9 protein-coding genes and 4 tRNA genes are annotated in these 13,546 nt (G+C 42.4%); 4 read left to right on the top strand and 9 right to left on the bottom strand.

The features are described 5' to 3' along the window. The first annotated feature begins 39 nt into the window (after nt 1-39). Nucleotides 40-1,341 (top strand): threonine/serine ThrE exporter family protein, encoded by a 1,302-nt coding sequence (locus J3U75_RS01855; RefSeq protein WP_267390237.1) that lies wholly within the window; start codon nt 40-42, stop codon nt 1,339-1,341. Between the two features lie 274 nt (nt 1,342-1,615). On the opposite strand, the gene J3U75_RS01850 is transcribed toward J3U75_RS01855, so the two are convergent. Then, a tRNA-Leu gene (locus J3U75_RS01850) sits at nt 1,616-1,702 on the bottom strand. A gap of 87 nt (nt 1,703-1,789) precedes the next feature. Between J3U75_RS01850 and rnr the strand changes: the two genes are divergently transcribed. Beyond that, nucleotides 1,790-4,129: a ribonuclease R gene (rnr, locus tag J3U75_RS01845; protein WP_267390236.1), complete on the top strand. Its 2,340-nt coding sequence runs from the start codon at nt 1,790-1,792 to the stop codon at nt 4,127-4,129. A 437-nt stretch (nt 4,130-4,566) separates the two neighbouring features. Here the strand turns inward: rnr and J3U75_RS01840 are convergent, their stop codons facing one another. From J3U75_RS01840 to J3U75_RS01805, 8 genes are all read right to left on the bottom strand, one after another. Continuing rightward, entirely contained in the window at nt 4,567-5,139 is a 573-nt protein-coding gene (locus J3U75_RS01840; RefSeq protein WP_100140116.1) for a 50S ribosomal protein L25/general stress protein Ctc, read from the bottom strand. Between the two features lie 63 nt (nt 5,140-5,202). After that, a complete protein-coding gene (locus J3U75_RS01835; protein ID WP_100140241.1) occupies nt 5,203-6,189 on the bottom strand; it encodes a ribose-phosphate pyrophosphokinase in 987 nt (328 codons plus the stop codon). Between the two features lie 559 nt (nt 6,190-6,748). Next, nucleotides 6,749-6,824: transfer RNA gene (locus J3U75_RS01830), tRNA-Gln, on the bottom strand. Nucleotides 6,825-6,854: 30 nt separating this feature from the next. Then, nucleotides 6,855-6,930 (bottom strand) — tRNA-Gln (locus J3U75_RS01825). 17 nt (nt 6,931-6,947) lie between these two features. Beyond that, nucleotides 6,948-7,023 (bottom strand) — tRNA-Gln (locus J3U75_RS01820). A gap of 10 nt (nt 7,024-7,033) precedes the next feature. After that, complete coding sequence (ispE, locus tag J3U75_RS01815) at nt 7,034-7,885, bottom strand: 4-(cytidine 5'-diphospho)-2-C-methyl-D-erythritol kinase (protein ID WP_267390234.1); 852 nt, start codon at nt 7,883-7,885, stop codon at nt 7,034-7,036. Between the two features lie 19 nt (nt 7,886-7,904). Beyond that, the gene (lolB, locus tag J3U75_RS01810; protein ID WP_267390233.1) at nt 7,905-8,531 is read right to left on the bottom strand and encodes a lipoprotein insertase outer membrane protein LolB; all 627 of its coding nucleotides are present in this window, start codon (nt 8,529-8,531) and stop codon (nt 7,905-7,907) included. A gap of 185 nt (nt 8,532-8,716) precedes the next feature. After that, nucleotides 8,717-11,563 (bottom strand): tetratricopeptide repeat protein, encoded by a 2,847-nt coding sequence (locus J3U75_RS01805; protein ID WP_267390232.1) that lies wholly within the window; start codon nt 11,561-11,563, stop codon nt 8,717-8,719. Nucleotides 11,564-11,891: 328 nt separating this feature from the next. Here J3U75_RS01805 and mutM point away from each other — a divergent pair, with 328 nt between their 5' ends. Both mutM and J3U75_RS01795 read left to right on the top strand, forming a co-directional pair. After that, nucleotides 11,892-12,713: a bifunctional DNA-formamidopyrimidine glycosylase/DNA-(apurinic or apyrimidinic site) lyase gene (gene mutM, locus J3U75_RS01800; RefSeq protein WP_267390231.1), complete on the top strand. Its 822-nt coding sequence runs from the start codon at nt 11,892-11,894 to the stop codon at nt 12,711-12,713. 12 nt (nt 12,714-12,725) lie between these two features. After that, complete coding sequence (locus tag J3U75_RS01795) at nt 12,726-13,538, top strand: lysophospholipid acyltransferase family protein (RefSeq protein ID WP_267390230.1); 813 nt, start codon at nt 12,726-12,728, stop codon at nt 13,536-13,538. The last annotated feature ends 8 nt before the right edge of the window (nt 13,539-13,546 follow it).

The following is a 13,546-nucleotide window of genomic DNA, read 5'->3' as shown; positions in this document are numbered from 1 at the left end:
TTATAATATCGACTTACATTTTTATCAAATAAAAACATTATGCCACTACCCCTATCTTCCGATGAACTTCAGCTAAACATAAAATCTGATCTGGTATTACGTGTAGGCAAAATATGTCTGGCAGCAGGTACCGGCAGCTACCGTATCAAACAATCTATGCGCCATGTAGCCAGTATGCTGGGAGTAGAAAATCAGGCGCATATTACACTAACCGAAATCAATTCCACCTGTCGTAGTGGCAAACAGTTTAAAACCGAGGTAACCAACATACAAAGTGTAGGCATTAATACCAATAATATTCAATTACTGGAAACACTATTAATTGACATACAAAACCGTTACCAACAAATGAGCGAAAGCGAATTGATTCGTTATCTCGACCAATCTCTGGCGAAAATCGAAAACCAACCGGCCTTATATAATCTTCCACAATCTGCATTATTTGCAGCTATTGCCTGCTCATCGTTTACTTTTTTAATTGGCGGAGGGCCGGTAGAAATGCTGGGCGTATTTATTGCATCTGGCTTCGGGCAGGCTCTACGGCGTACGCTGTTACATAAGCACCTGAATCAGTTTGTGGTTACCATGCTGGCAGCTGCTGTGGCTTCAAGTTTATATTTTATGATTATCGGCATCAGCTACATATCATTAAAAATTAATATTCAACATACTGCCGGTTATATAGCTTCAATGCTGTTTCTGATACCCGGTTTTCCACTAATTACCGGGGTACTCGATTTAGCCAAACAAGACTTTTCTTCTGGAATCCAGCGTGTGGGTTATGCGGTGACAGTGATTTTTTGTGCCACTTTTGCTGCCTGGATTGTGGCAGCCGGCATACACATGGCACCAGAACCCATGCTGACTCCTACTCTGTATCCCATATGGACAGCCTTTTTTCGTTTGCTTGCCAGCTTTTTTGGCGTGCTGGGCTTTTCATTATTGTTCAATAGTCCGATTAAAACAGCTTTGACAACTGCATTTATCGGCATGTATGCCAATACTTTACGCCTAGAATTAATTGACTTTACCAACATTCCTATACAGGGAGCTTCATTAATAGCTGCTTTCATTGTTGGTCTCAGTGCGTTTTATTTTAGCCATCACAGTAAATCCCCACGTATTGCTTTGTCTGTACCGGCAGTATGTATTATGGTACCAGGAATTTATATGTTCCGAGCTATGTATTTTCTCCAGCAAAACGATATCATTAACGCCATTAACTGGGGTGCACAAGCCATGCTTATCGTACTTTCTCTGCCCCTAGGTTTGGTATTGGCACGTGTTTGCACAGATAAAGAATGGGCATTCAATCAGTTACCAGTTAATGTAAGAAAGTAGTTCAAATCTTGATATTTTCTTAGTTTTATCAAACTTAATAAATATTATTCTGCAAGGAAAAAATCATTGGAATAGGCTACTGAGGATATCACATCAGACACTATTTTAATTAAACATTGAATATTCGATTTATCACCCTATCCAACTTTAATCTGAATCTGCATATACTCATTGATTAAAAGATAAGGCAATCAATGTGCCCAAAATTTTAGTTTATTACTACATAGCTAAAAAAAAGATATCCAATCGCTTGGATATCTTTTTTTTGGAATTCTGGTGCCCAGGAGAAGACTCGAACTTCCACACCATTGCTGGCACATGGACCTGAACCATGCGCGTCTACCAATTCCGCCACCTGGGCTTTTGCATATATTGCAACTTTCAGTTAAAGTATGTCTTTAGCTGAGGAAATGCATTATATATTCTCTAAAGAGATTGTCAATACTATATGAAAAAAAAATCAGATTTACGCCATCAAGACCCTTATTTAGAACGAGAATTACAGAGATATCCTAATCCTTTACCCAGCCGTGAGTGGATTATTGCCGTTTTGGAAAAAATCGGCATTCCTGTCAAAATCAATGAGCTGGCACAAAAACTCACCATTACTGAGGATGAAAAAGAATTTTTTGAGCGCCGCCTGACTGCTATGGCACGTGACGGACAAATTTTAATCAATCGTCGCGGTGCCGTCTGTGTCGCTAATAAGCTGGCTTTAGTAAAATGCCGAGTGGAAGTTCACAAGGATGATTTTGGTTTTGCAGTACCTTTAAATCCAGGTGATGGCGGTGACTTTGTACTCTATACCCGCCAGATGCGTGGGTTGATGAACGGTGACATTGTTACGGTACGACCAGCAGGCACAGATAGACGCGGTCGGCGTGAAGGTCAGGTATTGGATGTGATAGAGCGTGCCAATCAAGATGTAGTCGGCCGCCTGGCTATAGAGCATGGTGTCGCAATGCTGGTGCCAGAAGACAAGCGATTAGGAGCCAGTATTGTGCTCCAGCCTGATTCATTGGGTAAAGCGAGAACTGGACAAGTGTTGGTAGCCAGAATTGAATCTTATCCTAACGCAACACAGGCTGCAGTGGCGCGGGTAATAGAAATTTTGGGGGATTATGCAGACAGTGGAATGGAAATTGAAATTGCTGTTCGCAAACATCATTTACCTTATCAATTCAGCTCAGAATGTCTGACGCAGGCAGCTAAAATACCCGATCACGTAAAGCCTACTGAGCGAAAAAACCGAGTTGATTTGCGCGAGTTGCCTTTAATCACGATTGACGGTGAAACTGCCCGAGATTTTGATGATGCTGTATATGCTGAAAAAATTGGACGTAACTATAGACTTCTGGTTGCAATTGCTGATGTCAGCCATTATGTTCAGCCCGATGATGCAATTGACCGTGATGCTCAGGATCGCGCGACCAGTGTTTATTTCCCGCGCCGTGTCATTCCCATGTTACCTGAAAATCTTTCAAACGGAATATGTTCACTTAACCCTAATGTTGAGCGTTTGTGTCTAGTCTGCGATATGGTTATCACTTATGCCGGCAATATAAAAAGTTATGAGTTTTATCCAGCTGTTATGCGTTCTCATGCGCGCCTGACATATACACAGGCCTGGGACTGGATTAGTAATGATCAGTTTGACGATCCGCTTAAATTGCATGTAATGAATTTATATAGGCTGTATAAGATATTATTGAAAAAACGTCTGCAACGTGGTGCTGTAGAATTTGAAAGTATTGAAACGCAGATGGTTTTTAATCAGCAGGGTAAAATTGAACGAATTGTTCCAGTTGAGCGCAATGAGGCTCATCGGCTGATTGAGGAATGTATGCTGGCAGCAAATGTTTGCGCCGCAGAATTTCTTAAACAGCACAAGCACCCTACCCTGTATCGTAATCACGCTGGTCCAACCAGTGAGCGTTTAAATACATTGCGAGAACAACTGGCATTGCTTGGCTTGAGTCTGAATGGTGGCGATCACCCAACACCTAAGGATTATGCTGAGCTGAGCGAAAAAATTAAAGACAGAGCGGATCGCAATGTTATCGGTGTGATGCTATTACGCTCAATGCAGCAGGCAGTATATGAGCCTCAAAATATTGGCCATTTTGGTTTAGCATATCCTGCTTATACACATTTTACTTCTCCGATTCGGCGCTATCCCGATCTGACTGTACATCGTGCCATCAAGGCTGTTTTACAGCATAAGCAGTATCAGCCAAAATCATGGACTGAGCTTGGAGTACATTGTTCTTTGGCTGAACGTAAAGCTGATAATGCGAGCCGTGATGTTGAAAACTGGCTTAAAACTTACTATATGCGTGACAAAATTGGAGAGGTATTTTCCGGTACAATTTCCGGCATGGCCAATTTTGGATTGTTTGTTACGTTAGATAATGTCTATATTGACGGTATGATCCATATCAGTGATTTGGGTGAGGATTATTTCAATTTTCATCCAGAATTAATGGCCATTATTGGAGAACGTAGCGGTATTCGATTCAAACTGGGCGATAAGGTTACCGTAAAAGTAGCACGAGCCGATCTCGATACCAGCCGAATTGATTTGGTATTAATCAGTGCCAATAGCGGTAAGCGACGCCAGAAAAATAGTGCCCAAAAAATTCAGAATAAACTGAATGTCTCTTCTTCTGGAAAGACACAAAAAGTAACTAATAAAAAGCAAAAGACAAACAAACTAAATTTAGGAAAAAGCCAGCATCCAAAGTCTGAAAAACGTACACGCAGGCAATCCGGCAGCAAAAAAACCTAATTCTAATTTTATCTTTTATCCATTCATTTTTTAAATAACTATTCTTAGCTGAAAAGCAGCTTAGTTGATATTGCATTTATGATAAAGCTTCTATTGTTGTATCTATGGAAGCTTTTATCTTATTCGTTCAAACTTACTATATTTAATGGCATCTAGGTTTTTATATTACCAATACTAGATAATAGAGAAGATGTATAATTTTAATGCTTTAGTTTATCAATTTATCACAGAAAATTTTTATCTAACTCTTAAAAGTAAATTTTTTAAGCCCAATGATATTGGTTGGAACTTTTGATAATACAAAATCATCGGGCATTTTTATTCTGTCAGGAATACATTGATTAGAATAAGAATAATAAAGAAAAAGCCTAAGTCTGTCTCAACAGATTTAGGCTTTTTATAGATATTAAGATTCAACAGATTGAATTCTTAACAACTTATTTGTTTTTACCAGTAGCTGAAGCAATGGCCAGATTTTCTTTACGACTCAGAGCAACGCAAGTTACGCCTTCCGGTAACACCAAATCAGACAAGTGGCGGATTTCACCAGCGCTAATAGTAGCAACATCCAGTTCCAGCACCGCAGGAATATTTTTCGGCAAAGCATTTACTTCTACACTGGTAGCCAGTAGAGATACACGGCCACTCTGCAATTTTTCTGCTGGAGAAATAGCAGCGTTCAGCAGATGCAGTGGTACGCGGATATTGATGGCTTTATTGGCATCAACAGCCTGAAAATCGATATGTTGTACCTGTTGTTTAAACGGATGCATTTGGAAATCACGTACGATAACGTCGTAGGCTTTACCATTTACGTCCAGCTTGATAATGGCAGTATGGAAAGCTTCTTTTTCCAGAGCATACCATAAGGTACGGTGATCAACAGTAATGGCTACCGGCTCGGTGCCTTCACCGTACAATACAGCTGGTACTTTACCTTCGCGACGCAGGCGGCGGCTCGCACCAGTGCCCTGAGCTTCACGGATTTCTGCTTTAATTTCGTAAGACATAACTACTCCAAGGTTAATCATGCCGTCATCGGCCGCGACCAGCTTAAGACGGCATCTGGGGGATTAAGGGAGAAACATCGCTCCCGGTATGGCCACATCTTCGTTAAAGAGATATGACACGGATTCTTCGTTGCTAATACGACGTACTGTTTCAGCCAATAAGCCTGAAATGCTTACCTGACGAATTCGTTCACAATTCTGAGCAGCTACGGATAATGGAATGGTATCGGTTACCACCACCTGATCGATTTCTGATGATGCTATACGCTCAATGGCTTCACCAGAAAATACCGGATGTGTAGCATAGGCCAATACGCGTTCGGCACCACGTTCTTTTAGTGCAGAAGCTGCTTTACACAAGGTATTGGCCGTATCAATCATATCGTCAATAATCAGACAGGTACGATTCTGGATTTCACCAATCACATTCATGACTTCTGCTACATTAGCTTTGGGACGACGTTTATCAATAATGGCTAAGTCAGTACCCAAAGTTTTGGCCACAGCTCGCGCACGAACTACTCCGCCGATATCAGGGCTGACTACAGTGAGATTATCAATGCGCTGTTTTTCAATATCATGCACCAGAATCGGGGTAGCATAGATATTGTCAACTGGTATATCAAAAAACCCCTGAATCTGATCGGCATGCAGGTCCACGGTGAGCACACGGTCGATACCAGCAGAATACAGCATATTGGCTACCAGTTTGGCTGAAATCGGTACCCGCACTGAACGTGGACGACGATCCTGACGAGCATAGCCAAAATAAGGAATGGCAGCGGTAATCCTGCCAGCAGAGGCACGTTTGAGTGCATCAGCCATGGTAAGGATTTCCATCAGGTTGTCATTAGTTGGCGCACAGGTGGACTGTACGATAAATACATCGCGCCCACGTACATTTTCCAGTAACTCAACTGCGATTTCGCCATCTGAAAACTTTCCTACAGAGGCTCTTCCCAATGAAATGTCCAAATGTCTGGCTACGTTATTAGCCAGCTCTGGGTTCGCATTGCCGGTAAACACCATCAAACTGTCGTATGCTGCCATTTCTGTTGTACCTGAATCCTGTTTTGGTTTGCTTTGGTTTGTGTGAGGTAGATTAAACATTAATCTATGGCTTTCTTCGCACCTAGAATACAGGTGCTTTGTCATCAAACAAGTAGGGCATAATTTTCAGATCAAGCAATTTTACTTACTCTATCAGCTATTATGCTTTCTCGTTACCTTTAATTTAAAAGTAATCACCACTTCTTTTGAAAATATTTGCCGGTATGTAATGGTTTGCTGCAGTATCAGGTGTGAATCAGGTTTCATCAGCGGATATTAGTCATTGCAGATAGCAGCATGATAAACAACCATATCCCTATCACGGTAACTGAATCTGTATGTTTTGCAATCCTTTAACCGGTTTGTCTACCACTAAATTATAAACGTTTATTCCTTGATGCAATTTCGTTGCGTCTAATCGATGCCTGTTTTGCATCAACCAGACTATGCAAGCAGCAGATTATACCACTTTTGGCGGGGTAATCATGCTTTTACTCAATGGTTTGTCATTTAAACATTAAATAAGCGTGTAAGTAGACCTTACACGCTTATCTGAATTTGGCTGGGGAGGTAGGATTCGAACCTACGCATACCGGAATCAGAATCCGGGGTCTTAACCACTTGACGACTCCCCAAAAGGGTTTACTACTATATTATTCCAAGTGTGGCTGGGGAGGTAGGATTCGAACCTACGCATACTGGGATCAAAACCCAGTGTCTTAACCACTTGACGACTCCCCAGTGTTTACATTAACAACTGGCTGGGGAGGTAGGATTCGAACCTACGCATACTGGGATCAAAACCCAGTGTCTTAACCACTTGACGACTCCCCAACAACACACATCATTGATAAAACGGATGCCTCGTCAGGGAAGCAACACAATACGTCTGATGCGCGTCAGAAACTTTATTGTAAACAGCTTGAGCGGCACTTTCAGAATCAAATGACAAAAATACACATGCTCCAGAACCACTCATCATGGGTGAACCATACTCAGCCAAAGCTTCAAATGCTTCCCTTACCGCTGGATACTCAGCTAAAACAACGCTCTGCATATCATTGCGCCAGTGCTGTCCTGCTTGAAAGTCTGGCATTATGCGTGGCTTGGAATTTCGTGTCAAGTCTTTATGTGCAAAAATTTTCGCTGTACTGATATGCACTGGTGGCTTGATAATCACATACCATTGTTTTGGCAAGCATATAGGCACCAAGTCCTCACCAATACCGCGTGCAAATGCATTCTGTCCGAAAATAAAAAATGGCACATCAGCACCTAGTTGTACGCCCAAATGTAGTAACTGGTTTTTAGTTAGATTCAGTTGCCAGAGGCGATTGAGTGCCATTAACACCACTGCCGCATCAGCACTACCCCCTCCCAGTCCTCCACCTATGGGAATCTGTTTGTTTAGCCAAATGTCTGCTCCATGCTTGATGCCGGTATGGCCGCGCAGCAATTGTGCAGCACGTACACATAAATCCTGCTGAGATTCGACACCAGATACGGGCGTATGCATGGTTATGCTGCCATTGGTGTTTTTTCTAAGCCAGATATGGTCATACAGTGCTATTAAGGTGAAAATGGTTTCAAGCAAATGATAGCCGTCTGCGCGGCGACCGATAATGCGTAAATCCAGATTCAGTTTGGCAGGTACCAAGAAATGGCTGGCATCAGCCGCTGGCTGAAAATTATCCATATTATGCTAATTCCTGAGTTCAGGATGTTTTATGCCGTAATTCACATTTGGTTGATGATTGGCTTGGAGTATCAGTATATTCATCAAAAACTAGCCTGATATCAAAACGTGCATTATTCAGCTCTACAATATGGGGACTACGGCTATTTATTTGCGGCTGACGCTGAATAATCCAGCCAGACTGTTTGAGTTTGCCGTCGGGTAGTAGCTGGTAGGGTTCATTCTCAATCCAGTATCCTTGTACCCATTGGTTGAGATGATCAAAGGGTAGTACAAATCCAAGCATACGTTGGCTTAATTCTTCAATGCTGCTGGCGGAAAAAACTTGACCTTTGCTGTCTTCAGCAATAACGCCGTCGCTGTCCTGACATAAAACCCCTACGCTATTGCCCAGAGGTGTTTTTACTTCGATGGTTTGTACTAAACCTAAATTCTGCCAACTGAAGTTGGCGTAGGTTCCTTTGCCCTGGTCTTTGATGGCAAGCCGGCCTGAACTATCAAATCCGGATAATGTCTGTTCGTGACCTGCCTGCCAGTCTGAGGTAGTGGTAATTTTCTCTGGTGCCATGCTGCTACAGGCGCTTAAAGCTAAGCTTATAACGGCTGCTGATAGCTGAAGACACGGTTTGCGCAGCAATGAATACATATTATTCCGTTCTGGTTCCTAGTATCGTTTATATATCAATATGGTTTGATTACTAAGTTGATATTCTGGATACAGTCTGCCTGTTCATCAAATGCTGCCGCATATATTGCCATTGCGGTAGCCTCTTAGGAAGTTCAATTAAAATCCGGCTTTCAGACTCATTTAATTAATAGTCTGATTAAGGTTTATTTACTTTGCTCTGTCTGCTCTGATGCTGCTTTGTCAGACAGGCTGGCCGGATTGACAGCAAATTTTTTTAAGGTCTGCTGTAAAACTTTTTGGTCAGAATCCTGATAAGTCAGGCCTTGTACCCAAACCTGCTTTGCCTGCTGTTGTTCACCCATTTGCCAAAGGACTTCTCCCAAATGTGCAGCAATGGCACTTTCTTTTGTATTGCCATAGGCAGTACGCAGCAAAGGTAAAGCTTTTTTGGAATCACCATTAAGATAATACGCCCAGCCCAGACTATCTTGAATAGCGTAAGAATCTGGTTCAATCTGATAGGCATGTTGCAGAATGGTTAGTGCCTCAGCCCAATGCCGTTTTGACATACTCAGCATGGTATAGCCTAATGCGTTGTAGCCTTCTGCATCATCCGGTTTCAATTCGGTATAGGCACGAAAATCCTTGATTGCTTTTTTTGGCTGATCAAGTTTTTCTGCATAAGTTATTCCGCGGAAATAGAGTATAAGCACTACCGGCAGATTGTTTTTTGTAACGACGGCCTTTTTCTGTGCCTCTTCTAGTTGCTGAGTCAGTTTACGCACATATGCCTTGGGTTCAAGCGTTTTAGAATCAATGTATATGGATAAAGCCTGTGGTATGAATACGCCTTCAAAATACAGCGGTTGTTTACTCTGATTCATGCGCTGAAGCCACTGCTGAGCTGCAGCCAAATTATTTTGTTCCACTTCAAGCATACCCATCAGATATGCTTTATCAGTGGCAAATTTATTCTCGGTAACTTTACTTAGCCATTCACGTGTAGCAGGAAGATTTTTTTCAGAAAAATAGCGTGAGGCTGCCATATATGCTGCTTCACTCCGCTGAGTTGCATTTCCTGTCTGCATGACTTTGTTGATGTTGTCGATAAATGCGGCAGATGTACGTTCGTCATTAGAATATAAAGCACTGGCTTGTTGCAGATAAAAATCCACATTTGACTGTGATGCTTCTTTTTTCGCTGTATTTAGCGGCAGGCTGTCTGGCTTGATACCATGTTTATTTAGAATCTGACTCAGTATTTTACGGTCGCTTTTAGGCTTAAGCCAGCCTTGAGACCATATTCGACGTGCATCTGATTCTCTGCCCAGATGCCAGTATACTTCGCCCAAATGGGCAGCCACTTCACTTTCCGGCTGCTGCTGATACGCATACTCAAGCAAAGGCAAGGCTTTCTGAGCATTACCATTTAAATAATACGCCCAGCCCAGACTGTCGTTGACAGCAGGGGACTGACTACTTAAGGCGTAAGCGCGCTCAAGCAGTACCTGAGCTTCGTGCCAGTTTTCTTTCGGCAAACTCAGTAAGGTATAGCCCAACGCATTCAGGCCATCTACTTGATCTGGCCGCATTTGTACAAAGCGGCGCATATCGGCAACGGCTTTAGCTGGCTCGTTAAGTTTATCTGCGTATAACAAGCCACGCAGAAGTAATAAAGGTGGCACATTTTCTGTGCGCTCTTTTGAATTACCCTGCTCTGCTTTGGCCAACATTTTATTCAGATATTGTTCGTACTGTCGGCTGGTGAGTGAAGAGCTGTTAACGAATGTTTGTAGTCGTAATAAATCGGTCGCGCTGAAGAAAATCCCTGGATTTTTGCTTGCCTGAGCTTTGTTCAACCATTTCTGCGCAGCTGACCAGTGTTTTTCTTCCGCTTCGAGCGAACACATCATAAGCGCTTGATCAAAAGCAAATTGGGGATCATCAGCTTTTGCCACCCATGCACGTGATGCTGCTAGGTTGTGTTCATCATAATAGCGCATAGCTACCATGATTGCCGCTTTACTGCGCTGATTGCGGTTACCCAGTTCGGCTATTTTTTCAGCATAAGAAGCAATAGTAGCGGTGTCCGCTTTCTGACTAACGGCGAGGAATGCAGCCTGCAAATAAAGATCGGCACTTTTGCTTCTGGCCAGCAAAGGTTGCAGGGTCTGATAGGCTTGCTGCAATTTGTTATTTTTAATCAGTAACTCTATATATAAACTTTGCCATTTAGAAGGCATACTATCTACACCGGTTTGCTGATAGAAATCCAGCAGATATTGTGGCTGTTTAATATTTATTAAGTTTAGAGTGAGCTGGCTAGCCGGAAAAATATCGCTATCTAAACGCACCAGTGCCTGTAATGCTTTGATGGTCTGCTCTTCATGTGCACCGGTTACCCCATAGATGGCATCAGCAATCATAGCTTCGGCCATCTCAGGATGTAGTAATGCAGTTTTGTGGATTGGCGTATTCAGTTCATCCGAGGCATTCAAGTGGTTCAAGCGAAATTGTGCCAGTTTTAAAAACAGCCGACGCAGCTGATAATCGTTGGCATGAGATAAAACGGCGTCTGTGTTTTTGACTACTTGCGTGAAATCGTTTTTGGCCAATGCCAGCTCCCACAACAGGCGCTGTCTAGCAGGAGTTTCATTTGGTTCGATTTGCTTCCAGCGCTCAGCAATAGCTTGCGCTTCGGCTATTTTATTGGATCCAAGAGCCATTTCCATAGCACGTTCAGCAACTTCAGGCTCCTGTGTATGTTCGAGCATGCGCATGTCTGTTGCCAATGCGATATCGCTTTTTCCCTGCGAATAAATAAGTTCGCTAGCAAAGAGGGTGAAGATGTCATTAGCACGGCTAGCAATAGTAAGACGCCTTTGTAGTGATTCAGCATCATCGGGTGAAGTAATTTGGTTTACCCGCTCTATTCTGGTCTGAATCGAGGGTATTGATGTCGGCCGTTCTTGAGTATTGCCCGCATTAGCCGCACTGATGGCGATTAAGCTCATAACAATCGGGGTAAGGCGATGAATCCAACGAGGCATTAAACTTCTCCAAATATGCTGATCAGTTGTTGTAAAGACTGATTTTAAACTAATAACAATTCTATTACGGTATGGGCTGTTTCGATTTATTCAGCTAAATCAGATGTCTGTTCATTTATGTTATGCAAACAATCTTGAAAACCGGCCGTTGCCCGCTTAATAACTATTTTTCATTGCGGTAAAGTAATTTGCTACTTTACCACAGACATTTTTGGCTGCGCATACATCTAACAGTTTTATCTTACTGCCCATGGCAGAGGTATACACTTTCAAATTTATTTTCATGATGATATTGTGTCGATTTTATTCAGAATTTTATCATTAAATTATGCCCGAACTTCCTGAAGTTGAAACCACTCTGCGAGGAATTGCGCCTTATATTGTGAATCAGACTATTGACTGTGTTGAAGTGCGACAGCCACGGTTGCGCTGGCCGGTGATGGAGAATCTGAGTGCGCAACTTGAGGGTGAAATAGTTGTTTCGGTGAAACGGCGGGCAAAATATCTGTTAATTGGATTAGTTTCAGGAACCTTGATTATTCATTTAGGTATGTCTGGAAGCCTGCGTATTTTTACTGACTCCAGCGCGCCAGCAGTGAAAAAACATGACCATCTGGATATTATGTTTACTAATGGCACTTTGCTGCGCTTTCATGATCCCAGACGCTTTGGGGCGGTCTTGTGGTTTGTTGGCGTAGTTGAACACCATCCTCTATTGGCTAATTTAGGACCAGAACCTCTAAGTGAAAAATTTAATGAGGAATATTTGCAGCAAAAACTGGCTAAACAAAAGCGAGCGATTAAACTGGCAATTATGGATAATCATACGGTGGTGGGTGTAGGCAATATTTACGCCAATGAGGCACTATTTCGCTCCGGCATTCATCCTGCAGCAGCCGCCATGAGCTTAAACAAAATTCAGGTTAATGCACTGACTAGAGCTATCAAGCAAATATTGGAGGAAGCAATTAATGCTGGTGGGAGTACGCTGCGCGATTTTGTAAACAGTGCTGGTAATAGTGGCTATTTTCAGTTACAACATTATGTATACGGACGAGCTGGAGAACCGTGTTTAAAATGCGGCCATCCGATTGAGAAAATGGTATTGGGGCAACGTAGCAGTTTTTATTGCCCTCATTGCCAAAAATAACGACAAATAACAATGACATCATCAAAATCTACTTCTTTTTTTACCCGCTATAAACGTATTTTTAAACTGGCATTGTGGCTACGACAAACCATCAGACGGGTTAATCATTTTGAGCAACTCAGTGCAACCGAACGGAATGGAGAACTGGTTTCCATTGGAAGAAATTTGCTCAACATACTTCATATTAAGGTAGAACCGCAACAACCTCTACCAAATACAGCCAGTATGCCGTGGCTGACTGTGGCTAATCATGTGAGTTGGTTGGATATATTTGTGCTGATGGCCTATATACCAGGCGGGTATATTGCCAAACAAAGTATTCAGTCGTGGCCTATATTGGGCAAACTTGCTACTAATGGTGGTACCGTCTACATTAACAGGCTGTCACGGCAGGATATTAGCCCTGTGATTAAAGCTATCAAAGAAGCTTTGCTGCAAGGCAGAAATGTGCTCTTTTTTCCCGAAGCGTACACCTCTGAAGGTTTGACCACCTTACCCTTTAAAGCTGCTCTATTTCAAGCCGCCATTGATGCAAATCGGCCGGTAATGTCTGTTGCCATACGTTATTACGATACACAGGCCAAACGCACACCTAAAGTAGCCTTTGCCGGTAAAACCAGTTTGCTGCGCAGTCTGTGGAACATAGTTTCGATACCTGAAATTACAGTAAAAGTGGATTTTGCTGAACCACTAATGATTACAGAAAATAAACATGCAGATCGTTTTCAACTTAAAACGATGGCAGAAGAATTTATTCAGCAGAAAGTTCTGAGCGACAGCCCGCTGGCTACAACTTTCGCAAACAAAATGAACCGTGAGCAATAGTATTAACT

This window comes from Snodgrassella sp. B3088 (assembly GCF_026535815.1).
GTDB lineage: Bacteria > Pseudomonadota > Gammaproteobacteria > Burkholderiales > Neisseriaceae > Snodgrassella > Snodgrassella alvi_E.
This window is presented reverse-complemented; position numbering and strand designations above follow the sequence as displayed.